The following is a 26,846-nucleotide window of genomic DNA, read 5'->3' as shown; positions in this document are numbered from 1 at the left end:
TTCTCTGATTTAATTTTGGTTTGACTTATTTTAAAAAGAAACCACAGCTACTTAGCCGTGGTTTCTTCATTGGATAATTTTGATTCATCGGTAACTACAAGGTCGTCGAATAAACCAGGAACACGAGGTTGCAACGCCTTAAATTCTTCCTGGAAAAACTCTTCCTTGGTTCTACCATGCTTCTTCCCTTTTCTCGTATGTACATCGAAGGTGTATTCAGGAATGGGAATTGGGTAACGTCTAACATCATCAATCCACTTCTCTATGTCGATATTTCTTCTATCATAGATGAAGTTTTGCAAATGGTCGGCATCCCGGTTCTTTCTACATTCACAAAGAAGGATAACAGCTTTGCTGACAAATATCCGACCTTTAGGTTCGGAAGCAGTCTTATTTACAAGTTCATGCCCTTGCCATAATGCTTCAACCTCTTTTGTTATGATGCCAAAGCAATCCTCTGCGCTGATGGTGAATAAACGCTTCCAAACATAATCTCTATATCCACTAGCCCACAACTCCAATGCAAAAAAGCCGGCTACCCCGGTATCGGCTCGCCGGATTGCTTTTTGCATTGCAGAACTCACCTCGAAGAAATCATATCCGCAAACTGTTCTAATAATCATAATTCTAATTTAATGGTTTGACTTTTAATTGATTACATCAGTAAATTTAGCTAAAAAAGACGAATATGGCAAACAGAATGAACGCCATTTAAACGCCTTTTTCACAGGTTCTTAGAACTTGAATTTGCATGATATATTATACTGCACAAGCTGCTTTGTCTTGTCCTTCCCATTAGTGGTAGCACTCTTTAGCAAAATGGTATCTCCGAAATTCTTCTTGATGAAAAGGATAGATTTACGTTCTTCTTCCTGGTTCCTGATAGCAGCAAGTCCACCGGCATTCACAAAAGTGTTCTTTTGCTCAAAATTATACCGCAAATCGGTTAAAATCTTACGTTCTTTGTACTTCATGTAACAGGAAATCCAAAAATCTTCCTTCAAACGTATTTCTTCATTCCACCAAGTATTTTTGTTATAGATTACCCCATAGCTGCAACCGGTTATCATTTTTGATAAGGAAAGAAAACCGGTTTCATCATACATCACAGGGGATATCCGGGCGGTGAAACCGAAAAGATGAACGTCCATCATGTTGGCCATCTCAAATAATGACTGAATGATGTTAGTGATTCTATCCTTATCTTTCACCCGGCAGGGCTCACCCTTATCTGCATAAATAGCTTTACAGGCGTGAACATCATCATCGAGCATGAAGAGCTCGCCAAAATGTTTCGCCATCCAATTACGTTTAGGGATGAGGCCTATTACATCATCAGGATGAGTTACGATTTCACATTCAGGATTAAATTGCTGATATAAGTCTGCTTGGCTTTCAGCAACACATATGATCGGTTCGTTCACCAACTTCTTAGCAAACACTCGGTCATGGCGTTTATGACTTGGTATTACTATCTTGCAGGGCATGGCGAACGTCTTTTACATCAATTACATTAGATTTACTTACTTTCCCGGTCTTATACGACTTCATGTGCTGCATATCCAGTCTTTCACGGAGCCAGTTGCTATCAACCTCATTGCTTGAAGTTATGATAAATAGCTCGTGTTTTTCGTCGTATTTTGGGATAAGAGGATAAATGGCCGTATCATCAGTGATAGTATCGAAACGCTCCTTAAACTCATCCTCTTTCTTTTCCGGGCCGAACTCGATACCCCAGTCTTGGAGTTCTGCTTTATTCCACTCATTTTCCATTACGTCCAAATCGTTCTCACCGAAATTGACGTTGTCTTTTGTGGCATACTCTCTCAACTTCTTAACGGGGGTATCAGGTGCCAGGACTTTGCAAGGCAGTTCTTTATATCCAAGCTCCTTACAGGCACGCAAACGTAAATTGCCACAAACGACAATATATCGGCCATCATTATAGGGGAAAATTATAAGTTCCCTAAGTTCAAGCATTTCAGGCGAATCCTGAATACTTTTTTTCATCGCTTCAAAGCGGTAATCACGGAAAAAACGAGGATTTTTCGGTAATCCCGTGAGCTGCCCCTTGTTAAAATCAAGCAAGCAGACTTGAATTGTTTCTGTCATAACAAACTGCATTAAAATCAACAACACAAACAGTCAGCAGGCAGACTTGAATTGTCTCTACCATAACAAACTGCATTAAAATCAACAACACAAACAGTCAGTAACAACACCTAATCAGTCTTTTTATCATTGAACTCTATCTTATCCTTGATAAGCTGTTCAACATCCTTACAGCCAAACCTTTTCAGGTAAGCAACAAGGTAAATTATCATCTCGGCTGCTAATTCTTCATCCTCTGAATATTTTGGAAGATTATCACTCTTATATTTTGATGAGGCATCGAACTTTCTCCAAATAGCACCAACCCGTAAGCTGAAAGCCTTTCGTGAACTATGTTCATTCATTCTAAATCGCCTAACCATAACATCTAAGCATTTTTGAGCAAGCCTATTCAATGTTATCATATTGATCGGGGTAAATTGTTAGACTAAGAATAATCTCACACTACTAAATTACGGTTGTCCTCTAATAAGAACCATACCAAAAACTTTCTGATACATATTCCAAATGATTAAATACATTCTCCAGTAGCTATTTTTGTAAAGCATCTGTTGTATCCAAATACTTCCTGTACTCCAATTCTGTTTTAGCAAGATTGATTACGGTATTAACACCTTGGAAAACTTGCTTTGCTTGGTTTACTCTGCTAGGGTCCTCTTTCACATCCTTAATTTGTTGAAGAACTAAATCCCTCAAATCTTGCAGAATGGTGGGATTCACAGTTGACACCTTATTTAACCGCTCATTGGCCAACACAATTACAGTATTAGTCAGTGGACGGAAACGGTTCAACTTCGAAGCCAAATCAAACATACTAAAGATTAATACCTTTCCGTTATTCAAGTATATTTCGACTTCGGTACCATCATCACCGGTGCAATCGCAATAATTAAGGATAACAACTTCTTCGTTCTGATAAAGGAACGATTTATTAACCATTTCTTTCAATCTATCTATTGCTCCATCATTCATAATGATTCATTTTTTTTTGTTACTTTATTAATCTGTCTACTCAAAGCTCCTTTCAATTTTATAAGGTACTGGACATCTTCAGGATACCGGGCATACATCGAATTTTCGTTTTTTAATTGTTCAGAACGACTAATCATGTAAAGGTTCTCAATAGAAACATTCTGCCTGTCACCGTCCTTGAACTGAATATTGCAACCTTTTGGGATTGCACCGTTGTGCTCAATCCATACAAGGCGATGTTTTAGTTCAAAGACATTGGGTTCAGCAGTTTTCACTTCGATATATCCATCACGAGTTATACGCTCATAGCCAACCGGTTTATGATTCTTCGGGGTATGCCCTTTTTTAAATTGCGTAGCTTTCGTTTTTTTAATTTGGGCATCAGACATGTATTCAGTTTGCTTGAGCCCTTTATTCATCGGTTGGTGCCCTTTGGGAAAGAAACCTTTTGAAGAATGTTCGAATAAGAACTCGGCAGACTTTCTCAATTTTAATTTGAAAGCCATGCCGGAAACAGCACTTTCAGTTGAACCAAGCATCGAAGCTATTTCAAGATTTGTATGATTAGGGTAAAGAACTATCAGTTTTTGCCTTTTCTCCGGACTCCAAACCCTCACGTCCGGAGAACGTTTCAGTTTACGAATCAAAGCTTTGGATTTAACAGCTTCAGGTGTTTTACTAAGTCGCCTGGCAAGTTCTTTTAAGTCAGCAGTTGGATACTCGCTATCAAGGATAGCGAGATGTTCATTAGTCCAAGTTTTCATAAGCATATCAATAAAGAGAGGAAACCGTTAGGCTTCCTCTGTGTTATCGTTATTAAGCTCTTCCAGTTGTTTTTTGAGCTTCATCTCTTTCTTGCTATATGAATCTGCAAGTTTCTTTGTAAGTGCATTGTAATCATCAGGATATTGTTCTGCAAAAAGGATTTTCTGACACTTTTGTAAGTAAGAGTAGAAATTTACATTATTCGATGATAAACATTCAGCGATAAAGGCTCTATACCATTGATGCCGGTTGGCTTGGTTATTCTTGACATAATTTACAAAGTCACTATCAGCATTCCATTTCTTCAAGTTCAGCTTTTCAAGATAAGTACTGCTACAACTACTAAGAATCATTACATCAAAAACAAGCTGCTCATTTTCTGAAAACTCTTTTGTATTCTGATAGTATGGTTTCTCTTGTGCCCATTTGCGCATTTCTTCAGCAGATTTCTCTTTAACTATATCCTTCGCTCTTTTTAATTGAGCACTAATCTTATCCCTTTCTATTTCTTTAGGGTCGGCAACAGCGGCAGTACTAGAAGCCAGCTCTTTCTTTATGTAATAGAATTTTATATTAAATTCCGGTTTATAGCACCCAAAAAAAGAGATACAGCGATAAACTTCGCCTTCATCGAGCATTTTTAGCGTTCGTTCATCATCAGCATCATAATAACATGAGTATCTAAACACTTCATCAGGATTAACGACTTCAAATCCAAGTTGCTTAACGGCTTCTAAAGCATTCTCATACTGCATCTTCCTTTCATCACTCCAATAAGAATCGGCTTTTGCTACAATTACAGTTTTCCCAAATGAAAGAGGTTCACCTACTTTGACAAGATTCTCACTCTCAAGCAGAATCTTTCGTATTACATAAGCTATCCGTTTCTTATCAAAACAGGTAGCATTGATGCACCGGGCATTTTTATTGTTCATCTCATAGAACAAACAACCATGATTACAGGTATTAGACTCACATTGAGAGCATTGCTTAAATTCGCCATTTTCCCAATTATCAGCATCCTCTTTAATCCAATCCGCTTTATCTAGTTCTAAAAAGGAATTACTCACATAATCACGTATCATAGATACCGTGCATTGTTCATCTTCTTCCTCATTGAATTCTTTTTGAGTTTCTTCGTCGAGCTTCGAAAGAATCATAGCACCGGATAACGGTATATCTCCATTTCTTACACGCTCTTTCAGTTCCGGGATAAGCCCGTTTAGCTTTATACGGTCAAAGACAAAGCGAGTGGACTTTCCAAATTTAAGAGCAATATCTTCCAGGGAACGCCCTTTCTCTGTCAACTGCGCAAAAGCAAAAGCTTCTTCGATGGGATCAACATCTTTTCTTTGAAGATTCTCGGTAATCATAGCTTCAAAAGCCTCATCATCTGTCATTTCTCTGACAATGCAGGAGATTGTTTGAAATTTTTCAGACTTTTTCCGATGGGCCTTGATTTTTGCAACATTCTCTTCATCTTCCTTTGCTTTCAGAAGTGATACAGCACGGAAGCGGCGCTCACCGCAAACAATCTCATACGAACAGGGAATTGTTGTGACATCACCAGTCTCTAAGTCGGTCACATCTTCGGATTTGGCTACCCTGACAGTGATAGGCTGTAATAAGCCTTGTTTCTCTATGTTACTTGCAAGCTCATTCAGAGCTGCTTCATCAAAAGTCTTTCTCGGATTCAAAGGAGAAGGACTAATCAGGTTGATTCTAATGTTTTGTAATTCCATAATTCTAATTTATATTGGTTTGACTTTTAGTTCCTTACATCAGTAAAGTTATCGTAAAATGACAAGTTGTGCAAACAGAAACTTCGCCATTTTAACGCCTTTTTTACTGGGGTTTGAAGCGAAGTTGTATAAATCCGCGCTTCTCTGTTTCACGCAACAATTCAACGTCCTCATCCTTTATTTCAGCATACGTTTCACCATTGATACTCGTATAATTATCAATATCGAAACGCTCTCTAATCCGCTTACGGAGATTTTCGTCTTTTGTTACCCAGTAAATTGTAACTCTCATCATTCCATTTCGATTTTTAAGATATTGTTCAAGTGTGACAGAATGACTAGCACGTTCTTTTATGCTATTCTCCATTTTTATAGCATCAATAGCTTGCTCGGCTTTAATCATATCCTTTCTTCTGTCCCGGCAGAATGTATCAAGCGACTTGAGAATTTGCATTGGATCAACAGAACCAAAGAACTCTTCATACTTACCGGACCGGAGACGACCAAAGAAACAACATAGTTCAGCAATGTTTAAATACGGATACTCGCAGGTAATCTGATCACTCAAATCGATTAACTGCTCATCAGTTAATTTTAGTTTTGCACCAACGAAGCAATTCACCTTGAGCAAATGACACTTTAGCCACTCCTTGGCACCTGCAATGCCGTAGGCAAGACTTACATCACCTAACTTCGGGCATCCGTCAATCATAGACAGTTCTGCTATTGATTTGACAATCATTAATCGGGATTGTAAGTCCGGATTATACGTTTCACAAAAGAGCTTTGGACTATACGTGCTAGCCAACTTCCTGCTCAATACCGTGCTCTTCCCTCCACCTTCGGTCAAGTTCTTCGAGATTGCGAGTGACATCAAACTTTTGGCGGTCGCTATCTGAGTTTCTTTCTTGTGTATCAACTCCATATTTCTTCCGGTTTTCTTTGACATGATCCAATATCCAAAGGTTGGCCTTAGATTCCCAACGTTCAATTTTCACCCCACTGGCATTCTTCCACCCTATTGAATCAAAGTGATTGAAGAATATTTCTGCCTGTTCCTGCCAATCGTTCAACCGTTCCGGAGCACTTTGCTTGATGAAGTATTGAATAACCTCATCAAGCGTAGGAGCTAAAAACTCCTTTGCTACTTTTTTAGGTTTCTCCAGTTTTGAAGGTGGGAAAAGCTCGCCAGAGCTACTTTCTTTCTTACCCCCTTTAGGGGGTTCTTTCTTTGTCTTTGTCTCTGTCTTATATTCTTCTTTAGGGGGTATGGGGGAGCTTTCTTGAAAAGGTGTACCTAAAGGGTGCCCTAAAGGTGTACCTAAAGGATGCCGTAAAGGTGGTATATTTTGCATACCTTTTTGTACACCTTTAATAGAATACGTTGATTTATTACCTCTTCCATTGCCTTGTTTACATTCAATAAGACCTGCTTGAACTAATCTATTTCGGGCAGACTTGAATACTTTTACAGACACTCCCACGTCAGATGACACCTTTGTATCACTACGTGTCCAGTTATCCTCCCAGCCTAAACGATTCGCAATTTTTAGCAAGTAAAAATAAAGCCTCGTTTCACAGCAGGAAAATTGCCAGCTTTCATCAAGTTCCCAAAACCTATTGATAAGTTCAATATAAGTCATATCAATTTATAATAATTCCGTAAGACATCGTTTATGTACGGTTGTGGATCAGCTTTCAAGTAATCACAGACACTATGAATAAACTCAATCAGTCCATGACAGACAACATATACACTACCATTACTTTCAATCAGTTTTTGCCACTCTTTTTGCGCAGGTGATTGTGCACCGGCACTCTTTCCCTTTATACGTGGAGTTTTCATCTCTATACAAAGACTACATTTTCCACCACGAGGAAAAAGAAGTATCAAGTCTGCAATACCAGCTATAGCACCTTCATATTTACGCATGAAACCACTTTTCTTTGTTCTCATTCCACCGTTAGGTATGGCAAACAACAGTCCGGCTACATGGGGGAATGTAGTTCTGAACCACTCAACACATATATGCTGAATCTTTGTTTCAGAATATTTTGCTTCTTGTATCTTTATATCTTCTTCAGTCATTTTTATGATTCTTATTTGAGATTGCATAACATTCATTGAGAAGGTCTACAATCTGTTGACATCTATTTTTACAACCAACAAAGGATATTATAGTAACCCATTCCGGACCAAATAACAATTGAGTCTGATACTCTTGAATATGAGTATTACGTCCGTTCTCAACTAACCGGTATGGCTTCATAGTTTATCCCTAAACAAGTCCATTGCAAGATTCACCATATTCTCTTCTACTTGATCGTCCGTACCGGTAACACCGTTGGCAATGTTCTTCTTTGTTTGAATCACATCATACATATACTTGTCGATAGTATCCTTACCTAAGAAGTAATAGCAGTTTACGTTGTTCTTTTGACCGTTACGGTGTGCTCTATCCTCTGCCTGTTCACAATCACTGAACGTCCATGGGAATTCAATAAATGCTACTCGACTGGCAGCCGTCAAAGTAAGCCCGGTACCACCTGATTTGAAGTTCAAAATAATCAGTTTACAATCCGGATTATTTTGAAAAGAGTCAACGGCATATTGCTTTTGGTTGACATTATCGGAACCTGTCACAGTAACAGCTTTAGGAAATTCCTTTTTCAGTTCTGCTACAACTTCTTTCAAGTAACCGAAAAGAATTAGCTTCTCACCACCGTCAATAACATCATGGACAAATTCACAAACAGCCTTGATTTTACCTTTAGCAGATATCTGTTTTAAAAGTTGCATTTGCACCATGACGGCACCGTTCATTGATTTCTGCACCTGTTCATCCGAAGCGTTCTTGTACTTCTTCAAGTATTTTACCATATCAGCCTCGGCAGCTTTGTACTCTTTGGTAGTAGTGATATCAACTGTTAAGTATTGGCGAGTCTTGTCCGGAAGCTGTGTTAGTACTTTCGATTTCTCACGACGGAAGAAACAAGTGTTCCATAGCCGCCAATTCAGTTCCTTAACATTGGATGCCTGTTTAGGACCATCACAATACCTTTCAACATACCGGCTATAACCTCCAAAGTCCTCTAATCGACCTAATATTTTCAACTGCTGTATCAAGTCTGTATTATTGTTGACTACAGGAGTACCGGTCAACGCGAACACATATCGTTTTCCTTTGCAGATACCTTCTACAAACTTTCCCTGCTGTGTCTTACTTGATTTGCATTTATGAGATTCGTCAATGATAACAGACTTGAACAAAGAGACACGCTGATCGAAAGCAATACTTTTCATTGTAAATTTAGATTCCTTATTTACAGCTCTTACGAAAAACTTGTTAAGCGATTCATAATTAGTAATGAATACCTCGCAAAGTGGACTACCATCAAATTTCTTGCACTCGTAAAATGATTGCCAGGATTGTCGGTTCCTGTCATCAAGTATAATCGCATTCATACCTGCAAACTTTTTAAACTCACGCTGCCAGTTTACTTTCAATGCAGCAGGGCAAATTACAAGTACAGGAAAAGATTCACCGTATATAGGCGCTTCCTTATGTGCCTTAACAACTGCGCATATAGCTTGTAATGTTTTGCCTAAACCGGGCTGATCACCAAAGAAACAACGTTTGTGTTCTATTGCGTACTGCACGCCTTCAAGTTGATATTCGTAAGGTTGAAGTAACATATAATGTTCACCGACAAAAGGTTTCATCGGAGGAATATCATAATTTATATCTTCAGTAACCTCACGTTCCTTAACAGTAGAACAAAAACGCATTTGAACGGCCCATTGTGCAAAAGCTCTCACATACCAATTGGCATCACGTTCAGCAGGATAACGCGCATCATTGATACTAACAAGCCACGCCCGGTCTGTCCCGTCATAGCGTGGCTTACTTGGTATCGTCTTTATGACCTCGACCAGCTTTGGGTGATACTCGAATTGAATCCGGTACAGATTGGGCGTCTTAGTCACATAGATTGGTTTCATGAAGCAGGTTCTAATACTAATTCTTGATGTTCAACAGTTGAGAGTATCTCATCATCTTCACCCTCATTCATTGCTTCAGTAGCTTCATCTGTCTTTTCAAATGGGTCTTCACCATCTTTAAACTCGAATTCTTTTTGAATCTCTGAACATTTATTCTCTGTAACATATTGTTCAGCCTCATACAAAAAATTGTAAACCGCATCACGAAACTCCTCACAATGCACATATGATTCATTATCAGGATCGAAACCAATACCAGGAGAACAAAGATTTAAGACTTTGCTCGTCATAAGGGTTCGCTTACCTGTCAGCACACAGACTTCAAATGAAGAGTCGCCACCAATACTAACGCCGGTTACATTGAATTTCTTGAAAAACTCATCTTCAAGACATGACTCCGGACGTTCCCAGTTAATGTACCCAGCTTCTTTCTGTTCTGTAATATCGACAATGTAGGGTATGAGCTTGTTAAGCGAATCCTTCAAATCCGGATGAACAGGATTAATTCCCTTGAAAACGATATCGTTTCCTTCCTTGTCTGCATAGACCACTTCAAGACACCCCTTTTTGGTCAATTTTGCTTTTGAAATATTCAAATCCATTTTAATTAAACTTTTAGTTAATACTTACCTATGTTGGTATTCATTAATAAAATCATTGTAGTACAGGTCGGAAGGTAATGGCAAATTGATTCCAAATTCAGTAGCAGCATCAGCTTGTACTTTATCTAAAAATATTTTCATTTGTATAGTATTCAATTTGGAAGTACTACCAACAACCATTTCTTCCAAGCCATTCATATACACTCTACGTAGCAAGAACTTCTTACAATAAAAGTCATGTACATCTAACTTATCAGTGCCTGTTTCCCTTTCAATACAAGCGAACCACAACCACATCAGTGCATTCTGTGACAATGTACGCGGCTCTACCTTTCTCTTGATACTTACAGTGTAAGTTCCATTTTTGAGCGTGGAACAGAGGTAGTCAAACGACTTGTCCATTGTGACTACCCCGTTTTGTTTTGTTAGAATAGCTTCTGCCATATTTTAGAATGGTAAATTATCAGGCGGTGGTGTTTGTTGATATGGCTGTTGTACCTGTTGTTGCTGTCTCTGTGTAGGCTGTTGTGTTGGTAATGGTGGAGGTACAGGAGCAGGCTGTTGCTGAACTTTCGGTGTAAGCATCTCGATACTATCGACAAAGACTTCGGTTATATAACGCTTAACTCCTTTGCTATCGTCATAGTTACGAGTACGTAGTTTACCTTCTATATACAACTTATCTCCTTTATGGACGTACTTCTCAACTATTTCAGCAGTCTTATTCCAAAAAATAAGATTATGCCATTCTGTACGTTCAGGCACCTGGGTTCCATTTTGCAAAGTGTATGCCTTATCTGTTGTAGCAAAAGATAAAGATGCTACTTTTGCTCCACCATCCAATGTTCTCACGTCTGGGTCTTTACCGGCATGCCCTATAAGAATTACTTTATTGACACTCATTTTCCTTCCTCCCTTATAGTTACGCGAATACTATCCGCTTTAGTTGACGTTTTTAAATATTGAGAATATAGGTCCGGGTGATCTTCTTGAAATTTCTTTGTATCAAAGCTTTTACCTGTTGAAGAAGGAGTATAGCTAACACGCAACCGGCCAGAATCCCATGATTTAACACCATTCTCACGCATGGCACTTTTAAGCTGTTCCTTGTAACCTTTCTGCACTTCAGCGATATAACTCGCCTGTTCCTCTATATCAATAATAGTATCTACTAATTGCATAGGAATAAGCTGCTTCTCACAAGTTGGAACAGGAGCATTAGGTAAGAAGTGTTCACCTTTAATTTCACACTCCAACAATCTCTTAACCTCTGCATCCGGTTTACGCTCAATCTCGACTAATTCCGACTTATCCCCACGTAACCAAATGCCAAACAATTTATCAACTTTGATAAGTGGATTTTGAAGTTCAAACAAATAGGCATAGATTGATAACTGCCAACTCAAATACTCACGGTCAAGAGTTGCAGTAGTCTTGATGTCTCCAAGGCTGATTTTCTCGTCCTTTTCCCAAACACAATCAATGTTTGACGCAAAGTATTCGTTATCAGACACCGTGTACTCATTGGCAAAAGCCTTATATCCAGCATTTACTCTTTCCCTGATATAATTAATAGCTTCAATACTCTCGGGTGGTAACCCTGTTACATCAGCAAACTGGCATTGTCCATGAATACGACTACCTTTTTCAGCAGCTTTTTTCAATATGCATTCTGGAATATCCCTATACTTATTAGGAAATAGTTGCCGGCTTATCATTCCGGTAATACCTTTCAGTTGCTTTTCACCAAGAAAATATGTGTGGTTCTCTTCTGAGAAAACCACACTCGATTTAACTAACTCTATCATGATGCAGGATAAATTTTGCCCATTTCCATACAAGCATTTACAAACTCTTTATCATTTTGCATAGCCGGATTACCATACCATACTTTTTCAAGTTCAGCTCTGCTTTTGGCAGCAAGCATGTCGGCAATAGCCTTTTTCAGTTGGGTACCAGTATAAACTGGATTCTTCATACTAGCCGGTGTTTTTGCAGGCTGTTGCGTCTCTTCTTTATCATGAGTATTGGTCGAATCGCTGTCTTTCGCATCATCAATGCAAAACAGACCGTTAAGAGCGTACTTTCTTGCATAAGAAGATGAAGCTCCGGTAATTTGACTTCCATCCATTCCCTTCTTTGTTTCTTCTTCCCTTGCAAAAGCAGTAGTTACTTCTTTTTCTCCTTCGGCATTAGTCAAAGTAACAGTCGCTTTTACATAAATCCTGTCACCTACTGCAATCATCTCATCACTTAGAGTTAATGTGCATTTGGTTTCAGCAAGAACAGGTTTTACTGATTCAAGAATGTCCTCACAACTACGGTACTTATATTTACCAAAATTGTTAAACTGCCCTTTGGGGGCTTTCAGCTTTTGCTGAATCGTTACTAATTCTCTCATAATTCTGAAATTAATGGTTTGACTTTTAGTTTATTACATCTATAAAGGTAATCGTTATTGACAAGTTTAGCAAACAGAAACTTCGCCATTCTAACGCCATTTTCTTAACAAGAAAGCTGCCTGTACGGTATTGTACAGGCAGAAAAATAAGAAAATGAATAATCCAATGTACCTTATGGAACGGCTACGCTTGAAGGGTGTACGGCTCCCTTGACCTATGCAAATAGATAGTGGACGGAGAAGGAGTCGAACCTTCCTCTCGGACTATTGGTGCACCTCACCGAAGTTTCATCCCACGAAAACATATCCGCCCGATTAATTAAAAAGGTGCACTATCTTCACAGACCGTACACCCAAAATCACAAACACAAACAAAACTTATAAACTACTATAATTTTAATAGAATTAAAAGAGTGGACGGTACGGGATTCGAACCCATGTCACGTATGCCTACGCCTGCTAGCCACTACACCAACCGCCCGATTAAGGTGCACTATTCTCACGAACCATACACCCATGCACAAACACAAAATAAAACACGACTATAATTATTAAAGACATCACTCTCACGAGCTTTGTGGAGAAGCCCGGATTCGAACCGGGATGAACTTTCTGATTTGAGTACCCCTTCCGGCTGGGTAAAGTTCCAGTACTCGTCGTGCGTCTAACCAATTCCGCCACTTCCCCTTGTTGCCACACCAACCTGTGATGTGGATCAATTAAATAAAACAAAATATTATGGTTAAATCAATTCACTCTCACGAGCTACTTTGTTCCCGGATAGCCGTTCAAAGCACACCGGGATAGATGTAGAACACTTAAATCAAATAAATAAGGGGCTTCAACCCTACGGCGTCCTTTTCGCCGGCATCATTGGTTAAACATAAAATAAAAAACTCCTGTAGGACACGGTGGTATCGAACCACCCCAGACAAAGATCAGCCTTCCGTACTCTTAGGGAAACCCGGTTGTTTTATGCCCTGTGTCGTAGCCAGACGCTTCCGGCTACATTGATTGAATTGTTATTGATACAAACATAATTTTCCCCCTCACGGGTTACTTAACTCTGATTGAGTTGAGCCAGGAAACGGATTCGAACCGCTGACCTCATGTAAAAACATGCGCTCTAACCAACTGGGCTATCCCGACAGATGCCCGGCGAACCGGGCTAAATAAACATGACAAATACTAAAATTAAGCAATGCAGACCTTCACAGGCTATCTTTATTTTGTTTCCTATCTTCGTAGTATCGAAAACAGATATAATTCACTGATACGACAGTCACCAATACAAAAGCAGCAATAAATTCTTTCTTGCTAACTTCAATGCTATCTATAAGATACAGTGTTGTCCATAAGGCAATGAACATCATGGCATACTGTATCACTTTAATCTTTTTCATTTCTTCCGCTTTTTAGATTTAACCTTTCTTCTCGCACATCGGCAATGAAGCAATACTTGAGCAGCATTACAGTGCCATTTACCATTTTGAGCGTTCGTAGGCTTATCACTTTCAATCTTACCTGCTTCAATGAGATTAATCAACTTTTTCTCACCACCTACATAATATGATGACCTATCTTTTCCAAATATCTCTGTCGAAAATAAACGGAGAATGTTATCAAGTAGTATCTCCGCCATCTCACCTCTAATAGTTTCCATAAGTTCAAATATTATGCTATTCTAGTAACAAGGAAAGTCATCTCCTCAACATTGGATTTTGTTTTCCAAACCATACCATTAGCCTTTTCCTTATAAAGCCTAAAACTCAATGTATTGCTTACAGATGTTTTTTGAGTAATAGGAAATATCTCCGTATCTCCAACATCCATATTACGTAATACATCAATTACATTACGTCTTTCTATTTCTTTTTCCATACAATTAAATTTTAAATTAAACCAGGAGTGATGAACGGATTCGAACCGCTGACCTCATGCAAGGCATGCGCTCTAGCCAACTGAACTACATCACCCTTATATGCTATTTTCATTAATTATATCTATATACTTACCGAAACCCTCTGCTATTCGGTTGCAGGGCAATTTTTGAACCTCGCCTTTATCGCTAACCACGGTTCTACACCGGTGTACCAAACCACCGTCTTACTACAGCCCACTACCTACTCTCACGAGCTTCGTATTCCTGCTACGTAAGCCATATATGTTTTCACAATTTCAAAGAACTCTTCTCTGTTGTTCCCAGTCTCCTTTCAAAGGCAGGCTCAAAGACCGGACTGGGTACCGGATAACCGGCGGTTTGGTTTGACTTAGTGAGGGTTAAAATTTAGCTTCAACTTGCTTAGTTATCATGTTAGCGATGGTAATGATAGCCTTAACTGATTCTGCTAATTCTTCATTCTTTTTATCCGCTATTCTCCACCAATTTTCATACATAGCCTTATCCTTACTAAGCTGTTCATTCTCTTTTAGCAATTCCCCTACTCGTTCTTCAAGAACCTGCTCACGTGATCTCTTTTGCTCTTCCATGACACAAATATTTATTGGTTATTAATCTCCGACGTAATGTGCACCGTATTGAGTGCTATTAGGGTTGTAGTAAGCAGAAGCGGGAATATTGGGATTATTGTATTCCTGGCTAGGAGTAGCTTTAGCAGCCTTGCTTATTGCTTCGTGTCTTTCAGCTAAGAATTTATCCGTTCTTGTTTTCACAGCTTCCGGTGAAAAGCTTTCTTGAAGCTTAGCGAAGCTCCATGCAGATTTTAAGCACTCTGAAAATGTTTTTCCACCCTTCTTATAATTGCGGTGTGCCGACTTCATTATTTGTGATAAATTGTAGCTCATAATTCTCTGTTTTTAAATTGTTTTTATCAATCACTTTTTGTATGTTTGTGTGTGTGATTGATTTATGATGCAAATGTAATCCCATTTGGTATTATATGCAAATTTAAAACCTTCTAAGTAATCCCATTTGGTATTATTTAACTTTTGATTGATTTAATATGACTAGTAGAATTAAAGAAATTATAGCCTATTCGGGATTATCCGATAGAGCTTTTGCCATCAAATGTGGAGTTGCTCAAAATACACTTAACAGGCAGCTAAACGGTGTTAGAGAACTTAGTCTAGTAACTGTGAATGCAATACTAAGCACTTTTGAGGACATATCAACAGAATGGTTATTGAGAGGAAAGGGCGAAATGCTAATCTCCGAATCTATAAAGAAAGATGAAAGTACAGAACGCATAACACGCCTTGTTGACACAATAGCAACCCTCCAGGGAACTATAAATGAACAGATGAAAACAAATCAGCTCCTCACAGAAGAACTTAAAAGAACAAAGGGTGAATTGGCCATGCTAAAGAATGAAAGAAATATTGGATAACTTTAAATTAATACACACTAATGAAAAAATTACTATTTATCATTGCATCAGTTGCTATATTATTTAGTGGATGCAAATCTAAAGAAGAAAAAGCTAATGAACTAATTAAGGACGACATGTTTAAATCTCTATATGATTTTGCTAGTTATGAACCTATTGAAACAAAGATAGACAGCGCTTTCACAACTATCTACAGAGATACAATTATTGCTAATCACGGTTACATCATCAAAATAGGGCTTGATAAACTAAACGAATATTTAGATAAAATAGACGATGCCCAACAAACCATGAATATTTGGAGCGATGGATATTCTTCTTATAGTAACTCTAAGTATTATGAAGCCAAAAACAAGTTCAATGAAAATCTTGAAAAGGCTAAAATATACTCTAATATGTTAACCTTACATTCAGACAGTATAAAGGAGAGAGCAAAACTAATTAAAAAAGAATTTTGTGGTTGGAAAGCCACACACAAATTTAGATGTAAAACTAAAGGAGGTAGTCCAGACATAGGAAATTATGAATATATACTCGACAAGGATTTAAAGAAAATAACTCATAAAATAGATTTGGACGATGAGGATTATATTAAAATCCAAAAACTTATTGATGAAGCTTTAGAAAGCAAGAAAGAAAGCGATGAAACTGATTCTGAAAATAACAATGAAATATAATTAGTTACATTAAAGAATGAACTAATAAGGATAATAAAGAGTTTAACCTCATTCATAAAAACAGACACTGAGAAAAAAACAAGTACTTCAATTGTTTTTTGGTGATAATGATATTGAAATATTAAACAAGTAGAGATATGGACGTTCTTCCTTTTAATATAATAGAGAAAATGATTCAATGCTTTGGTAGATGCTTTTACTATAAAGATACTATGGAATCTTTTTTAATATCGGCTGGCACTCCTCCACAGCAGGCTAGAAAATATAAAGATGAGTATAAGTTCGTTTGGGCAAAGAAATTGTTAAACGAATTAAGTGAATCAAGTGAAGGGATTGTAATTCAGCATAAAATTCTTAGATCTTTTTATGACCTCAGAGACTTGCCAGACAAAGCATTGGCAGGAAAAGAGAGGAATGAAGGCTTAAAGGAACTATGTAGCTTAAAGGAGCTTATTCTTGAGTTAAAATTGGTTGAAGAAAAAAGAAAAGAAGATAGCAATATAAGAAAAAAAACACTTGAAGAAAGATCGAAAATAATAGCTCAACGTAGTGAAAGGCTTTGCAATCTAAAAGATGTGTTCTTTAAAGGGCTTACATCTTCTAATAGACAAGAAGCAGGGTATAATTTAGAGGATATTCTAATGAAGTTATTCTCCCTATCGGAAATAGAGTATAAAAAATCATATAAGACATCAACTCAACAAATTGACGGTAGTTTTAGTTTTGAGGGATTTGATTATTTAGTTGAAGCGAAATGGAGAAAAGATCAACCAAATGAAGGAGAAATAGGTTCATTTCAGCGGAAAGTGAATACAAAATTAAAAAGTACAAGAGGAATTTTTATTTCTGTAAATGGATATAGGAATGAAGTTATTGAAGCATTCAATAACAACACCAATATTCTCCTAATTGACGGAGTTGACCTAACACACCTACTGGAAGGAAGGATAGAACTGAAAGAGCTATTAACAATGAAAATAAAATATGCCGCTCAATATGGAAAATGCTATTGTCCTGATAGTATTTATTTAAAATAAAGACATTGAAGTATTAAATAAATCACAAACAATGAAGAAAATCACATTAATCTCATTTGCATCTATGCCAATGGCACTATTTGCACAAGCTCCAGCACCGTCTTCATCATTCGATGGTTTCGGGTCAGTACTTATGGTATTACTTATCTGCGTTATAATCTTCATCGTATGCAGAGAATTACTCTGTTGGTACTATAAAATAAATAAGATGGTATCTAATCAGGAAGAGATTATTAGACTTCTTAAAAAGATTGCTAATGAAACCAATGCACCAACAAATAATACTAAACTGCAAGAGGAGAAGAAAGGGGTTCTCAAAGAATTGGCGGATAGCACTAAGTTTATGGTAACAGGAAAATAAATACAATACAACAATATGCGCCCTATTAGAACAGCACCACCTAAAGATGAAAGAGAATATCCTTTAGTTATAACGGCTGAAGAAAAGGATAAAATATTAAATTATATTCTGGTTGTAGCAAGCGGAAAAAGAACAGCTAAACTAGACTATAAAGATATACCCGACCTTAGGATCAGTAAAGAACAATATGAAATAGTTTTAGAGGAGTTCAAAAATAGAAGATTTATTGATTATAAAGGATATGGTATTGAATATCTCACGTTGAATTTTGAAATATTCAATTTTGCAGAAAAAGGGGGATTCACAGTTGAGAGAGATTTATATATACTAAATTTTGATACCTTTCAAATGCAACTAGAACGATTAGAAAAGGAATTAAGCCCTAATACAGCAGCGAAAGTTGATGATATTGTCGGAAAAGCCAAAAATATAACTGAACTACTGATAGGGCTCTCTGCTCTAGCTGAAAAAATGAATCTCTAAGATTTATCATCAGGATCAGTTAAGAGGAACTCCAATATAGAAACAGCACGAAGCAGTCTTGAAGCATATAGAGTTGCATCTGCATCCGGGTTGTATTGATAACGTTTAGCCCTATACTTTTTAAAAGTAACAAAGCCAGTAGGCATATCATTAGCTAGCGTTTTCAAGCTCGATATAGTTTCTTTTACATTTTGGTCATAAGACATTTTTATACGCATACGAGCGGAATCATCCACTTTTGCACAACACTGGGGATAAAAAGATGTCGCATTATCTTCATTAGAAGATTGCTTTTTACTTATCCTTTTCAGGATATTTTTTAATAACAATTTCATAAACGCACTATTTTAGTTTAACAATGCGCAAATATAACATTTAAAATAATACAAAAGATGAATCACAAAAATCTCAATAGTAGTTAAGTCTGTAAATGGTCGAATTATGGTCGAACGCTAAAATATAACGTAGCTATCTAACAGAATTACAATACACTAGCTCCATTTTGAAAGAATATGTCTAGTTTAGTTTTTGTGTTGATAGCTCCCTCGTCGGCGGACGAACAAGGGAGCTATTTTTTATTTATTACAGGAATATAATTGCATAAAATATACATATTTTCCATAACTTTGCAGTGACAAAGGATCACACAAATGGAATATAGTGTAGAAGAACTAAAAAGTGAATTAATAGAGAAATGCAAGAGCGAAGGTATCCTGTATGCAACGGTTGCAATGGACCGTCATACTAAAGAAATGATTCTTCCTGATACTTTACAAGGAGCTCTGAAACATCCGGAATTCTTCGTATGTACTTGCAAGAAAGTAAAAGACCAATATGTAGTGGAGGAGATTACCAAAGTGTAATCCTCCTCCAGTCTTTTATTTTTTATTCGCCCAGTTCACCCAGTAAATCGTAGGAAGGAGCAAAGAAAAGTGTTCCCGTTACTGCTGTACTAAAGTCCAGTAAACGGTCGGTATTGCCTACCGGATTGCCAATAAACATACTTTCCAACATCTGCCGGGTAGTAGTGAACGTACTTGCATAACCGATGAAGTAGGTACCATATTCTCCTTTAGACGTATTGGCGAACGGCATATTGGCACGCACTATTTTCAGGTCATCACCAATATTAGTGACGGCATTATGCGCATTTTGAGGTTTCTCCTCGTCAGACAGTTCGACATCGTTAAACTTGCGACGCCCGATCACTTTCTCCTGTTCTTCCACAGGCAAGGAGTTCCACGCAACCATATCATGAATATACTTCTGCACAAAGACATAGCTACCTCCTGCAAAATCAGCATCTTCCTCTCCTACAACTGCAAAATGATAGGGATTTTCATCAACTGCCGGATTCTCCGTTCCGTCTACAAAGCCGATAATGGCCTTGCCGTCCATATATCTGAAACCGTGAGTTTCATCAACAGGCTCAACTACGCCTTGAAGTTTCTCATCAATGATGGAAGCAAACTCAAAACATAATCCCATCTGTTTTGCACGGATATGAAACAATAAGTCGCCCGGAGTAGAAACTGCCGTATGCTTCTCGCCTTTTATCTCTTCGAAAGTGTTCAGTTCTTTGGGTTTTCCCTGTTCCGGGAAAAGACGGCTCCAGGCATCAGCTCCAAATCCCATGGTACAACTGAACATCATATCGGGAAAACGGTTACGCATACTGCGAATCAGGGCCGAAAAATTGGCACACACATCTTTTACTTTGTCAAGAGTTTCAGGCGAATCTTTTAAAGCATAAACAATAAAGATAACATTTTCGCCTTGTTTCCCAGCTACGTCTTGCGGGATATTACCACCAAATGAATGTTGATAAGGATTCATATTCTTCTTTTTTTCTATTAGTTTCGTCAATGAAATAGTTATGTTCTAACTCTTCTTTTTATTAGGATCTTCAATACATGCGGCAGCCCCTTTATCCATAAACAATTCTACATTTTGAGCATGATGAGCTACATAGGCTGCGGGACCAGTGTCTCCCGAATGGCAGATTTCTTCTACTACATCGGCTTTGTTTTTTCCGGTAATCAGGAAAATGACATAGCGGGCATTCTGAATGGGATATCCCGTCATCGCGATACGCTTCTGCCCGTTACGGGGATGTGCACTGACCACATAAATAGAGTTTGAAGTCAGCAAATCTTCTTGTCCGGGAAAGATGGAAGAAGTGTGTCCGTCATCTCCGGCCCCCAACAGTATAATATCGAATTCGGGCCAACCACGTTTAAACGGCACTTGCTGCCGGACTAACTCCGAATAGCGAACCGCCTCTTTCGCAGGCTTTTCCTCTCCACGGATGCGGAATACATTCTCATAAAGAATAGGAGTTATGCCCAGAAGAAGGTTGCGCATCATTCCGTAATTACTGTCCGAATCATCGGGAGGCACACAACGTTCATCCACCCAATAAATCCGCATACGGTCCCAAGGGGTGATTTCCAGATATTCATTCGCCCATAAATCGAACATCAGAGCAGGGGTATTACCACCGCTGACTGCGATATTGAACACTCTGTCCGGCTCTTCATTCATGATTTCCACCAGGCGGAGTATCAATGCTCGTGAAGTTTCAATAGATGAGGGAAAAACTGATATTTTCATAATTCACAATATTGATCTGTATTTGTCAAATTCTTACAAGGATTCGTCCAGTCGGCCCCATGTTCATGCATCATCGCTTCGCTTTCCAAAGGCCCCCACGTACCTGCGGGATAACCGTAAAGAGGCGCGTCGGGATTATCTTTCCAATAGCGCAGCACCGGATCGAAAAATTTCCATGAGGCTTCTACTGCATCACTTCGAGTAAATAAAGTCGGATCGCCCTGAATACAATCGTCTATCAGACGGGCATAAGCGTCGCCACTAGGCACACCGCCCAACTGTGCATAACTGAAATCCATCGTCACCTGACGGACTTCGAAGCCTGCACCGGGGACTTTCATTCCGATCTTGAGCACTATTCCTTCATTCGGTTGCAAACGAAGAATCAATTTATTCGCCCGCGGACAGTTGCCACCGGCACAATGAAACATCTGATGAGGTGTTTCACGAAAATGAACAACGATTTCCGTTACTTTCGTCGGCATTTGTTTTCCTGTACGAATGTAGAACGGAACGCCACTCCAGCGCCAGTTACTGATGCCCAGTTTCATGGCAATATAAGTTTCCGTGCGCGAATCGGGAGCCACTCCTTTTTCTTCACGGTATCCCTTTTTACTACCGGAGGCTGTATATTGTCCGCGAACAATATGTTCGTTCAAATCGACATCGTTCAATGGAGTAAGAGATTCGTAGACCTTCACCACTTCATTACGGAAATTGTCTGCATTGAAAACAGCAGGCGGTTCCATAGCCGTAAGGGCTACAAGCTGTATCAGATGGTTCTGCACCATATCCCGCAGCGCACCTGCCGTTTCATAGAACCCGCCACGTTGCTCGATACCCAGATTTTCTACGGCTGTAATCTCAACGTAGTCGATATAGTTACGGTTCCAGAGAGGTTCGAAGATACCATTGGCAAAACGGAAAGCCAGTACATTCTGGGCCGTTTCCTTACCGAGAAAATGGTCGATACGGTAAATTTGATGCTCATTGAAAACAGAGGCATACGTTTTATTCAGTTCAAGTGCCGATTCGAGATCATAGCCGAAAGGTTTTTCGACGATGATGCGCGAATGGGGAGTGTTAAGTCCGGCAGCTTTCAAGTAGATGGGCACTACTCCGTAAAGTGATGGCGGAGTGGCAAGGTAGAACAGCAAATTGTCCGGATCTACCTCGTTAGTCAATTCCACCAGACGTTGGCGGAGTTGTGGGTAACCTTCTTCTTTTGCCGGGTCCATCGGTAAATAGTAGAGATGGGAGACAAACGAAGCCATAAGAGCTGCGTCCTGTTCTTCGGACTTGACGAACTGTTGCAGTTCTTCTAATATATAGGAACGGTAGTTATCGTCAGAATAGACCGTACGCCCGATACCCAATATGGAAAACTCTCCGGTCAACCGGTTTTCACGGTAAAGGGAGTAAAGGGCAGGCATCAGCTTACGCTTGGTCAAGTCACCCGACGCACCGAAAATTATCATTGCAAATTTATCCATCATTCAAGAATTGTTTTGATTTATGTTTTGAAATGGTAAATAATCATTTATGAGTCCACCACAGAGGACACGGAGAACACAGAGTTCTTCTCTCTCTTTCTGCAAGTAAAACAGAGCGATAAATACAATTATAAATACGTGAAACTCTGTGTTACTCCATAGTAAATAAAAATATAAAACCTCTGTGTCCTCCGTGTCCTCTGTGGTGAAATATAATTTATCATTTCAAAACTATTTTTCTATTTAAACATTATATGTACCCGATTTCGTATCTCCTCCGTGGCCTGTCCAGTTCTCGTGGAAGAACTGTCCGCGCAACTCATCCTTACGCTCAAAAGTGTGCGCACCGAAATAATCGCGTTGTGCCTGCACAAGGTTGGCGGGCAGATCGGCAGAAGTGAGCGAATAGAAATAGTTCAGGGCAGAAGAGAAAGCAGGAACGGGAAGTTCTTCTTTCATGGCTTCCGCCACCAGACTCTTCCATCCGGAAAGCAATGTCTTCATTTCTTCTTTAAAATAAGGAGCCAACAACAAGTGTTTAGGCTTGTCGGTGGCTTCGAAGGCAGCAGCAATATCGTTCAGGAATATACTGCGGATGATGCATCCCCCACGCCACATACGTGCAATGGAAGCCAGGTCGAGATGCCAGCCGAAAGCGTCGGAAGCACGTTGCAACACGGCGAATCCCTGGGCATAAGAGACGAGTTTGGAAGCATAAAGAGCAGAAAAAATATTCTTTACGAGTTCCGCCTTATTATATATAGGTTGTGTATGTTGACACTGGAATTGCTTGGAAGCCAAGTGACGCAAGTCTTTCTGTGAAGAAAGGCTTCGTTCGAATACCGCCGTGGCAATTAGCCCTAACGGCATACCGAGTTCCATCGCATTGATAACCGACCATTTACCGGTTCCTTTCTGTCCGGCTGCATCCAGAATTTTATCAATGAGATAACCTCCGGATTTGTCTTTATGCCGCAGAATGTTGGCGGTGATTTCAATCAGATAACTGCGAAGTTTGCCTTCGTTCCAACGGGCAAAGACATCAGCCATTTCCTCATTGGTCAGATCAAGCAACTTTTTCATCACCCAATAGGCTTCGGCAATCAGTTGCATATCACCATATTCGATACCGTTGTGAATCATCTTCACAAAATGACCGGAGCCGGCAGGACCCACCCATTGACAACAAGGAGTGCCGTCCGGAGCTTTTGCCGCAATACTCTGAAGAATCGGTTTCACTTCCGGCCATGCTTTTTCCGAACCGCCGGGCATAATAGAAGCGCCATTCAAGGCTCCCTCCTCACCACCGGACACACCGCTACCGACGAAAAGAAATCCCTTTGATTCCGCCAGTTGGACACGACGGTTGGTATCTTCGTAATTAGAATTACCGCCATCAATAAGAATGTCTCCCGGTGAAAGCAACGGGAAAAGCTGATCCATCAGTTCGTCTACCGGACTTCCGGCACGAACCATCATCATAATCTTACGGGGAATAGCTATCGAATCTACAAATGCCTTTATATCCGTGAATCCTTCGATGTTTTTACCTTTTGCACGACCATTCAGGAAGCGCTCTACCACCCCCTCTTCTACTCCGGGAACAGTACGGTTATATACCGACACGTGCCATCCCTTACTCTCCATGTTTAAAGCAAGATTCTCGCCCATCACAGCCAAGCCGATAAGTCCGATATCTGTTTTATTCTGATTTGCCATAACTTGTATATTTTGAATATTCTTTATCTTAGTAACATTTAAAATGCACATTTGTTCGCAAGATTTTAGATTAAAACATTATTTTTGTAGTCTACAAATAAAATCAAGGATGAAGAAGATCAAAATCGGTTTGCTGGCACGCATCGTTATCGCCATCATTTTGGGTATTGCCATCGGCACAGTTTTCCCGGCTCCGCTAGTGCGAATATTTGTTACGTTCAATGGCATTTTCAGTGAATTTCTCAATTTCTCTATCCCATTGATTATCGTCGGGCTGGTCACTGTGGCTATTGCCGACATCGGGAAAGGTGCAGGAAAAATGCTGCTCCTGACTGCTTTGATCGCTTACTTCGCTACTCTTTTTTCCGGCTTTCTCTCCTACTTCACAGGAGTTACAATATTTCCCTCACTTATCGAACCGGGTGCGCCACTAGAAGAAGTAAGCGCAGCGCAGGGAATCCTCCCCTACTTCTCCGTTTCGATTCCGCCGCTGATGAACGTGATGACAGCCCTGGTTTTAGCTTTCACACTGGGGTTAGGACTGGCGTCACTCAACAGCGACGCATTGAAAAATGTGGCACGTGATTTTCAGGAAATTATCGTACGAATGATAAGTACCGTCATTCTGCCTTTGCTGCCGCTTTATATTTTCGGCATATTCCTCAACATGACACATTCGGGACAAGTATATTCTATCCTGATGGTGTTTATTAAAATTATCGGAGTCATCTTCGTTCTTCATATTTTCCTGTTGGTTTTTCAGTATTCCATTGCGGCATTGTTTGTGCATAAAAATCCATTCAAATTGCTTATCAAAATGCTGCCGGCTTACTTCACGGCATTGGGCACACAATCATCCGCAGCCACCATCCCCGTGACGCTGGAACAGGCCAAAAAGAACGGAGTATCTGCCGAAGTGGCCGGATTCGTGATTCCGCTATGTGCCACCATCCATCTATCGGGCAGCACATTGAAAATCGTAGCCTGCGCACTGGCATTGATGATGATGCAGGGAATGCCGTTCGACTTCCCCCTGTTCGCCGGGTTTATCTTTATGCTGGGTATCACAATGGTAGCCGCTCCGGGAGTTCCGGGTGGAGCAATCATGGCTTCCCTGGGGATTCTGCAATCCATGCTCGGTTTCGACGAATCGGCACAAGCTTTGATGATTGCGCTTTACATCGCCATGGACAGTTTCGGCACTGCCTGCAATGTGACGGGAGACGGAGCTATCGCTTTGATTATCGACAAAATAATGGGGAAAAACCGTGCTGAATGACTGTGCTGAAAAATAATTGGAAAGTCACTTGGATGGGTCACAAAAAATGCCGACATTTGCACCCACATTTTCAATTATATAAATAATTAGCGTATGAAAAAAGCCCTAATTTCAGGCATCACCGGACAAGATGGTTCTTATCTTGCCGAATTTCTATTGCAAAAAGGTTACGAAGTACACGGTATACTCCGTCGTTCTTCTTCGTTCAATACAGGACGTATTGAACATTTGTATTTTGACGAGTGGGTGCGCGACATGAAACAGAAACGTACGATTAATCTGCATTATGGGGATATGACAGATTCTAGTTCGTTAATTCGTATTATTCAACAGGTGCAACCGGATGAAATCTACAATCTCGCAGCTCAAAGCCACGTGAAGGTTTCGTTCGACGTTCCGGAATACACTGCCGAAGCAGATGCTATCGGTACGTTGCGTATGCTCGAAGCTGTACGCATCCTGGGACTGGAAAAGAAAACCCGCATCTATCAGGCTTCTACTTCCGAATTGTTCGGTAAGGTGCAGGAAGTTCCACAAAAAGAGACAACTCCATTCTATCCCCGTTCTCCGTATGGGGTAGCCAAACAATATGGTTTCTGGATTACTAAAAACTACCGCGAAAGCTATGGTATGTTTGCAGTAAACGGTATTTTGTTCAATCACGAGAGCGAACGCCGTGGTGAGACGTTCGTTACCCGTAAAATTTCGCTTGCTGCCGCACGTATCGCACAGGGCGAACAGGACAAACTGTATCTGGGTAATCTGGATGCACGCCGCGACTGGGGATATGCCAAAGATTACATCGAATGTATGTGGCTGATCCTGCAACATGATGTTCCCGAAGATTTCGTTATTGCTACTGGAGAAATGCACACGGTGCGCGAATTCGCAACGTTAGCATTCAAAGAAGCAGGGATCGAACTTCGTTGGGAAGGTGAAGGCGTAAATGAAAAAGGTATCGACGTAGCTACCGGAAAATCTCTGGTAGAAGTTGATCCGAAGTATTTCCGTCCATCAGAAGTAGAACAGCTGCTGGGCGACCCGACAAAAGCTAAAACACTGTTGGGTTGGGATCCGCGTAAAACATCATTCGAAGAACTGGTAAGCATCATGGTTCGCCACGATATGGAGAAAGTGAGACGAATGATTGCTACCAAACACTAAATGAATTTCATTTCACCACAGAGGACACCGAGGACACAGAGGAAAAAATAAAATCCTCCGTGTCCTCTGCGTCCTC

The 26,846-nt window shown here is 39.7% G+C and carries 34 protein-coding genes, 5 tRNA genes and 1 pseudogene; 8 read left to right on the top strand and 32 right to left on the bottom strand.

What is annotated here, in order from left to right:
- Positions 1–47 precede the first annotated feature (47 nt).
- The 27 genes and pseudogenes from AB3G73_RS02990 to AB3G73_RS02860 all read right to left on the bottom strand — a co-directional run bounded on the left by AB3G73_RS02990 (position 48) and on the right by AB3G73_RS02860 (position 15,402).
- Positions 48–623 carry a hypothetical protein gene (locus AB3G73_RS02990; RefSeq protein ID WP_367742577.1) on the bottom strand — a complete coding sequence of 192 codons (576 nt, stop codon included), beginning with the start codon at positions 621–623 and terminating at the stop codon, positions 48–50.
- A 111-nt stretch (positions 624–734) separates the two neighbouring features.
- The gene (locus tag AB3G73_RS02985; protein ID WP_367742573.1) at positions 735–1,487 is read right to left on the bottom strand and encodes a hypothetical protein; all 753 of its coding nucleotides are present in this window, start codon (positions 1,485–1,487) and stop codon (positions 735–737) included.
- A complete protein-coding gene (locus tag AB3G73_RS02980; RefSeq protein ID WP_367742571.1) occupies positions 1,456–2,112 on the bottom strand; it encodes a ParB N-terminal domain-containing protein in 657 nt (218 codons plus the stop codon). Before AB3G73_RS02980 ends, AB3G73_RS02985 begins: the two co-directional genes overlap by 32 nt.
- A gap of 110 nt (positions 2,113–2,222) precedes the next feature.
- A complete protein-coding gene (locus tag AB3G73_RS02975) occupies positions 2,223–2,516 on the bottom strand; it encodes a hypothetical protein (RefSeq protein WP_367742570.1) in 294 nt (97 codons plus the stop codon).
- A 127-nt stretch (positions 2,517–2,643) separates the two neighbouring features.
- Entirely contained in the window at positions 2,644–3,084 is a 441-nt protein-coding gene (locus tag AB3G73_RS02970; RefSeq protein ID WP_367742567.1) for a hypothetical protein, read from the bottom strand.
- Complete coding sequence (locus tag AB3G73_RS02965) at positions 3,081–3,848, bottom strand: HNH endonuclease signature motif containing protein (protein ID WP_367742565.1); 768 nt, start codon at positions 3,846–3,848, stop codon at positions 3,081–3,083. Before AB3G73_RS02965 ends, AB3G73_RS02970 begins: the two co-directional genes overlap by 4 nt.
- Before the next feature lie 27 nt (positions 3,849–3,875).
- The gene (locus AB3G73_RS02960) at positions 3,876–5,591 is read right to left on the bottom strand and encodes a ParB/RepB/Spo0J family partition protein (RefSeq protein WP_367742562.1); all 1,716 of its coding nucleotides are present in this window, start codon (positions 5,589–5,591) and stop codon (positions 3,876–3,878) included.
- A 103-nt stretch (positions 5,592–5,694) separates the two neighbouring features.
- Positions 5,695–5,883, bottom strand: coding sequence for a hypothetical protein (locus AB3G73_RS02955; protein ID WP_367745410.1), 189 nt, complete (start codon positions 5,881–5,883; stop codon positions 5,695–5,697).
- A gap of 24 nt (positions 5,884–5,907) precedes the next feature.
- A pseudogene (locus tag AB3G73_RS02950) lies at positions 5,908–6,303 on the bottom strand (DUF6633 family protein); the annotation flags it as partial.
- An 88-nt stretch (positions 6,304–6,391) separates the two neighbouring features.
- Entirely contained in the window at positions 6,392–7,234 is an 843-nt protein-coding gene (locus AB3G73_RS02945) for a hypothetical protein (protein WP_367742557.1), read from the bottom strand.
- Positions 7,231–7,680 carry a VRR-NUC domain-containing protein gene (locus tag AB3G73_RS02940; RefSeq protein WP_367742552.1) on the bottom strand — a complete coding sequence of 150 codons (450 nt, stop codon included), beginning with the start codon at positions 7,678–7,680 and terminating at the stop codon, positions 7,231–7,233. The genes AB3G73_RS02945 and AB3G73_RS02940 overlap by 4 nt, the downstream gene beginning before the upstream one ends.
- Positions 7,681–7,857: 177 nt before the next feature.
- Positions 7,858–9,594, bottom strand: coding sequence for a DEAD/DEAH box helicase (locus AB3G73_RS02935; RefSeq protein ID WP_367742549.1), 1,737 nt, complete (start codon positions 9,592–9,594; stop codon positions 7,858–7,860).
- Positions 9,591–10,196 carry a hypothetical protein gene (locus AB3G73_RS02930; RefSeq protein WP_367742544.1) on the bottom strand — a complete coding sequence of 202 codons (606 nt, stop codon included), beginning with the start codon at positions 10,194–10,196 and terminating at the stop codon, positions 9,591–9,593. The genes AB3G73_RS02935 and AB3G73_RS02930 overlap by 4 nt, the downstream gene beginning before the upstream one ends.
- Before the next feature lie 24 nt (positions 10,197–10,220).
- Entirely contained in the window at positions 10,221–10,640 is a 420-nt protein-coding gene (locus AB3G73_RS02925; RefSeq protein WP_367742539.1) for a hypothetical protein, read from the bottom strand.
- Positions 10,641–10,643: 3 nt separating this feature from the next.
- Complete coding sequence (locus AB3G73_RS02920; protein ID WP_367742534.1) at positions 10,644–11,099, bottom strand: single-stranded DNA-binding protein; 456 nt, start codon at positions 11,097–11,099, stop codon at positions 10,644–10,646.
- Entirely contained in the window at positions 11,096–12,004 is a 909-nt protein-coding gene (locus tag AB3G73_RS02915; RefSeq protein ID WP_367742530.1) for a hypothetical protein, read from the bottom strand. The genes AB3G73_RS02920 and AB3G73_RS02915 overlap by 4 nt, the downstream gene beginning before the upstream one ends.
- Positions 12,001–12,597, bottom strand: coding sequence for an ERF family protein (locus AB3G73_RS02910; RefSeq protein WP_367742528.1), 597 nt, complete (start codon positions 12,595–12,597; stop codon positions 12,001–12,003). Before AB3G73_RS02910 ends, AB3G73_RS02915 begins: the two co-directional genes overlap by 4 nt.
- Positions 12,598–12,828: 231 nt before the next feature.
- Positions 12,829–12,910, bottom strand: a tRNA-OTHER gene (locus AB3G73_RS02905).
- A gap of 101 nt (positions 12,911–13,011) precedes the next feature.
- Positions 13,012–13,078, bottom strand: a tRNA-OTHER gene (locus tag AB3G73_RS02900).
- Between the two features lie 97 nt (positions 13,079–13,175).
- Positions 13,176–13,284, bottom strand: a tRNA-OTHER gene (locus AB3G73_RS02895).
- Between the two features lie 391 nt (positions 13,285–13,675).
- Positions 13,676–13,746, bottom strand: a tRNA-OTHER gene (locus AB3G73_RS02890).
- A gap of 62 nt (positions 13,747–13,808) precedes the next feature.
- Complete coding sequence (locus tag AB3G73_RS02885; protein WP_004300202.1) at positions 13,809–14,000, bottom strand: hypothetical protein; 192 nt, start codon at positions 13,998–14,000, stop codon at positions 13,809–13,811.
- The gene (locus AB3G73_RS02880; protein WP_367742524.1) at positions 13,997–14,260 is read right to left on the bottom strand and encodes a hypothetical protein; all 264 of its coding nucleotides are present in this window, start codon (positions 14,258–14,260) and stop codon (positions 13,997–13,999) included. The genes AB3G73_RS02885 and AB3G73_RS02880 overlap by 4 nt, the downstream gene beginning before the upstream one ends.
- A gap of 11 nt (positions 14,261–14,271) precedes the next feature.
- Positions 14,272–14,478 (bottom strand): hypothetical protein, encoded by a 207-nt coding sequence (locus tag AB3G73_RS02875; RefSeq protein WP_367742523.1) that lies wholly within the window; start codon positions 14,476–14,478, stop codon positions 14,272–14,274.
- 25 nt (positions 14,479–14,503) lie between these two features.
- Positions 14,504–14,573 (bottom strand) — tRNA-Lys (locus AB3G73_RS02870).
- 304 nt (positions 14,574–14,877) lie between these two features.
- Positions 14,878–15,087: a hypothetical protein gene (locus AB3G73_RS02865; RefSeq protein WP_367742521.1), complete on the bottom strand. Its 210-nt coding sequence runs from the start codon at positions 15,085–15,087 to the stop codon at positions 14,878–14,880.
- A 21-nt stretch (positions 15,088–15,108) separates the two neighbouring features.
- Positions 15,109–15,402: a hypothetical protein gene (locus AB3G73_RS02860; RefSeq protein ID WP_367742519.1), complete on the bottom strand. Its 294-nt coding sequence runs from the start codon at positions 15,400–15,402 to the stop codon at positions 15,109–15,111.
- Positions 15,403–15,560: 158 nt separating this feature from the next.
- Between AB3G73_RS02860 and AB3G73_RS02855 the strand changes: the two genes are divergently transcribed.
- From AB3G73_RS02855 to AB3G73_RS02835, 5 genes are all read left to right on the top strand, one after another.
- A complete protein-coding gene (locus AB3G73_RS02855; protein WP_367742517.1) occupies positions 15,561–15,944 on the top strand; it encodes an XRE family transcriptional regulator in 384 nt (127 codons plus the stop codon).
- Between the two features lie 20 nt (positions 15,945–15,964).
- Positions 15,965–16,621 (top strand): hypothetical protein, encoded by a 657-nt coding sequence (locus tag AB3G73_RS02850; protein ID WP_367742515.1) that lies wholly within the window; start codon positions 15,965–15,967, stop codon positions 16,619–16,621.
- Positions 16,622–16,758: 137 nt separating this feature from the next.
- Positions 16,759–17,658: a restriction endonuclease gene (locus AB3G73_RS02845; protein WP_367742513.1), complete on the top strand. Its 900-nt coding sequence runs from the start codon at positions 16,759–16,761 to the stop codon at positions 17,656–17,658.
- Between the two features lie 31 nt (positions 17,659–17,689).
- Positions 17,690–18,019: a hypothetical protein gene (locus AB3G73_RS02840; RefSeq protein ID WP_367742511.1), complete on the top strand. Its 330-nt coding sequence runs from the start codon at positions 17,690–17,692 to the stop codon at positions 18,017–18,019.
- 15 nt (positions 18,020–18,034) lie between these two features.
- The gene (locus AB3G73_RS02835) at positions 18,035–18,502 is read left to right on the top strand and encodes a hypothetical protein (RefSeq protein ID WP_367742509.1); all 468 of its coding nucleotides are present in this window, start codon (positions 18,035–18,037) and stop codon (positions 18,500–18,502) included.
- Here the strand turns inward: AB3G73_RS02835 and AB3G73_RS02830 are convergent.
- Positions 18,499–18,837, bottom strand: a complete 339-nt coding sequence (locus AB3G73_RS02830) for a hypothetical protein (RefSeq protein ID WP_367742507.1) — start codon at positions 18,835–18,837, stop codon at positions 18,499–18,501. The genes AB3G73_RS02835 and AB3G73_RS02830 overlap by 4 nt on opposite strands.
- Positions 18,838–19,152: 315 nt before the next feature.
- Between AB3G73_RS02830 and AB3G73_RS02825 the strand changes: the two genes are divergently transcribed.
- The gene (locus AB3G73_RS02825; RefSeq protein WP_099145872.1) at positions 19,153–19,365 is read left to right on the top strand and encodes a hypothetical protein; all 213 of its coding nucleotides are present in this window, start codon (positions 19,153–19,155) and stop codon (positions 19,363–19,365) included.
- Between the two features lie 22 nt (positions 19,366–19,387).
- On the opposite strand, the gene AB3G73_RS02820 is transcribed toward AB3G73_RS02825, so the two are convergent.
- The 4 genes from AB3G73_RS02820 to gnd form a co-directional block, all read right to left on the bottom strand.
- Positions 19,388–20,338, bottom strand: a complete 951-nt coding sequence (locus tag AB3G73_RS02820; protein WP_148367326.1) for a Dyp-type peroxidase — start codon at positions 20,336–20,338, stop codon at positions 19,388–19,390.
- Between the two features lie 45 nt (positions 20,339–20,383).
- Complete coding sequence (gene pgl, locus AB3G73_RS02815; protein ID WP_167511895.1) at positions 20,384–21,115, bottom strand: 6-phosphogluconolactonase; 732 nt, start codon at positions 21,113–21,115, stop codon at positions 20,384–20,386.
- Positions 21,112–22,608 carry a glucose-6-phosphate dehydrogenase gene (zwf, locus tag AB3G73_RS02810; RefSeq protein WP_148367371.1) on the bottom strand — a complete coding sequence of 499 codons (1,497 nt, stop codon included), beginning with the start codon at positions 22,606–22,608 and terminating at the stop codon, positions 21,112–21,114. Before zwf ends, pgl begins: the two co-directional genes overlap by 4 nt.
- 243 nt (positions 22,609–22,851) lie before the next feature.
- On the bottom strand, positions 22,852–24,327 hold the full coding sequence (gnd, locus tag AB3G73_RS02805; protein ID WP_320979171.1) for a decarboxylating NADP(+)-dependent phosphogluconate dehydrogenase: 1,476 nt from the start codon (positions 24,325–24,327) through the stop codon (positions 22,852–22,854).
- A 109-nt stretch (positions 24,328–24,436) separates the two neighbouring features.
- On the opposite strand from gnd, the gene AB3G73_RS02800 reads away from it, so the two are divergent.
- Both AB3G73_RS02800 and gmd read left to right on the top strand, forming a co-directional pair.
- Positions 24,437–25,606 (top strand): dicarboxylate/amino acid:cation symporter, encoded by a 1,170-nt coding sequence (locus AB3G73_RS02800; RefSeq protein WP_367742493.1) that lies wholly within the window; start codon positions 24,437–24,439, stop codon positions 25,604–25,606.
- A gap of 93 nt (positions 25,607–25,699) precedes the next feature.
- A complete protein-coding gene (gmd, locus tag AB3G73_RS02795; RefSeq protein ID WP_117933029.1) occupies positions 25,700–26,770 on the top strand; it encodes a GDP-mannose 4,6-dehydratase in 1,071 nt (356 codons plus the stop codon).
- Positions 26,771–26,846: the final 76 nt, after the last annotated feature.

This window comes from Bacteroides sp. L008 (assembly GCF_040812255.1).
In the GTDB taxonomy this organism is placed as follows: Bacteria; Bacteroidota; Bacteroidia; order Bacteroidales; family Bacteroidaceae; genus Bacteroides; species Bacteroides vicugnae.
This window is presented reverse-complemented; position numbering and strand designations above follow the sequence as displayed.

What these genes read in the sequence shown, in the direction of transcription:
- AB3G73_RS02850 (WP_367742515.1), top strand. Translation starts at nt 15,965, where the DNA reads ATGAAAAAATTACTATTTATCATTGCATCAGTTGCTATATTATTTAGT.
- AB3G73_RS02965 (WP_367742565.1), bottom strand. Translation starts at nt 3,848, where the DNA reads ATGAAAACTTGGACTAATGAACATCTCGCTATCCTTGATAGCGAGTAT.
- AB3G73_RS02990 (WP_367742577.1), bottom strand. Translation starts at nt 623, where the DNA reads ATGATTATTAGAACAGTTTGCGGATATGATTTCTTCGAGGTGAGTTCT.
- gnd (WP_320979171.1), bottom strand. Translation starts at nt 24,327, where the DNA reads ATGGCAAATCAGAATAAAACAGATATCGGACTTATCGGCTTGGCTGTG.
- AB3G73_RS02945 (WP_367742557.1), bottom strand. Translation starts at nt 7,234, where the DNA reads ATGACTTATATTGAACTTATCAATAGGTTTTGGGAACTTGATGAAAGC.
- AB3G73_RS02920 (WP_367742534.1), bottom strand. Translation starts at nt 11,099, where the DNA reads ATGAGTGTCAATAAAGTAATTCTTATAGGGCATGCCGGTAAAGACCCA.
- AB3G73_RS02820 (WP_148367326.1), bottom strand. Translation starts at nt 20,338, where the DNA reads ATGAATCCTTATCAACATTCATTTGGTGGTAATATCCCGCAAGACGTA.
- AB3G73_RS02880 (WP_367742524.1), bottom strand. Translation starts at nt 14,260, where the DNA reads ATGGAAACTATTAGAGGTGAGATGGCGGAGATACTACTTGATAACATT.
- AB3G73_RS02985 (WP_367742573.1), bottom strand. Translation starts at nt 1,487, where the DNA reads ATGCCCTGCAAGATAGTAATACCAAGTCATAAACGCCATGACCGAGTG.
- AB3G73_RS02845 (WP_367742513.1), top strand. Translation starts at nt 16,759, where the DNA reads ATGGACGTTCTTCCTTTTAATATAATAGAGAAAATGATTCAATGCTTT.
- AB3G73_RS02915 (WP_367742530.1), bottom strand. Translation starts at nt 12,004, where the DNA reads ATGATAGAGTTAGTTAAATCGAGTGTGGTTTTCTCAGAAGAGAACCAC.
- AB3G73_RS02930 (WP_367742544.1), bottom strand. Translation starts at nt 10,196, where the DNA reads ATGGATTTGAATATTTCAAAAGCAAAATTGACCAAAAAGGGGTGTCTT.
- AB3G73_RS02925 (WP_367742539.1), bottom strand. Translation starts at nt 10,640, where the DNA reads ATGGCAGAAGCTATTCTAACAAAACAAAACGGGGTAGTCACAATGGAC.
- AB3G73_RS02855 (WP_367742517.1), top strand. Translation starts at nt 15,561, where the DNA reads ATGACTAGTAGAATTAAAGAAATTATAGCCTATTCGGGATTATCCGAT.
- AB3G73_RS02825 (WP_099145872.1), top strand. Translation starts at nt 19,153, where the DNA reads ATGGAATATAGTGTAGAAGAACTAAAAAGTGAATTAATAGAGAAATGC.
- AB3G73_RS02840 (WP_367742511.1), top strand. Translation starts at nt 17,690, where the DNA reads ATGAAGAAAATCACATTAATCTCATTTGCATCTATGCCAATGGCACTA.
- AB3G73_RS02910 (WP_367742528.1), bottom strand. Translation starts at nt 12,597, where the DNA reads ATGAGAGAATTAGTAACGATTCAGCAAAAGCTGAAAGCCCCCAAAGGG.
- AB3G73_RS02940 (WP_367742552.1), bottom strand. Translation starts at nt 7,680, where the DNA reads ATGACTGAAGAAGATATAAAGATACAAGAAGCAAAATATTCTGAAACA.
- AB3G73_RS02875 (WP_367742523.1), bottom strand. Translation starts at nt 14,478, where the DNA reads ATGGAAAAAGAAATAGAAAGACGTAATGTAATTGATGTATTACGTAAT.
- zwf (WP_148367371.1), bottom strand. Translation starts at nt 22,608, where the DNA reads ATGGATAAATTTGCAATGATAATTTTCGGTGCGTCGGGTGACTTGACC.
- AB3G73_RS02955 (WP_367745410.1), bottom strand. Translation starts at nt 5,883, where the DNA reads ATGAGAGTTACAATTTACTGGGTAACAAAAGACGAAAATCTCCGTAAG.
- AB3G73_RS02860 (WP_367742519.1), bottom strand. Translation starts at nt 15,402, where the DNA reads ATGAGCTACAATTTATCACAAATAATGAAGTCGGCACACCGCAATTAT.
- AB3G73_RS02885 (WP_004300202.1), bottom strand. Translation starts at nt 14,000, where the DNA reads ATGAAAAAGATTAAAGTGATACAGTATGCCATGATGTTCATTGCCTTA.
- AB3G73_RS02980 (WP_367742571.1), bottom strand. Translation starts at nt 2,112, where the DNA reads ATGACAGAAACAATTCAAGTCTGCTTGCTTGATTTTAACAAGGGGCAG.
- AB3G73_RS02830 (WP_367742507.1), bottom strand. Translation starts at nt 18,837, where the DNA reads ATGAAATTGTTATTAAAAAATATCCTGAAAAGGATAAGTAAAAAGCAA.
- AB3G73_RS02835 (WP_367742509.1), top strand. Translation starts at nt 18,035, where the DNA reads ATGCGCCCTATTAGAACAGCACCACCTAAAGATGAAAGAGAATATCCT.
- AB3G73_RS02970 (WP_367742567.1), bottom strand. Translation starts at nt 3,084, where the DNA reads ATGAATGATGGAGCAATAGATAGATTGAAAGAAATGGTTAATAAATCG.
- gmd (WP_117933029.1), top strand. Translation starts at nt 25,700, where the DNA reads ATGAAAAAAGCCCTAATTTCAGGCATCACCGGACAAGATGGTTCTTAT.
- AB3G73_RS02865 (WP_367742521.1), bottom strand. Translation starts at nt 15,087, where the DNA reads ATGGAAGAGCAAAAGAGATCACGTGAGCAGGTTCTTGAAGAACGAGTA.
- pgl (WP_167511895.1), bottom strand. Translation starts at nt 21,115, where the DNA reads ATGAAAATATCAGTTTTTCCCTCATCTATTGAAACTTCACGAGCATTG.
- AB3G73_RS02960 (WP_367742562.1), bottom strand. Translation starts at nt 5,591, where the DNA reads ATGGAATTACAAAACATTAGAATCAACCTGATTAGTCCTTCTCCTTTG.
- AB3G73_RS02800 (WP_367742493.1), top strand. Translation starts at nt 24,437, where the DNA reads ATGAAGAAGATCAAAATCGGTTTGCTGGCACGCATCGTTATCGCCATC.
- AB3G73_RS02935 (WP_367742549.1), bottom strand. Translation starts at nt 9,594, where the DNA reads ATGAAACCAATCTATGTGACTAAGACGCCCAATCTGTACCGGATTCAA.
- AB3G73_RS02975 (WP_367742570.1), bottom strand. Translation starts at nt 2,516, where the DNA reads ATGATAACATTGAATAGGCTTGCTCAAAAATGCTTAGATGTTATGGTT.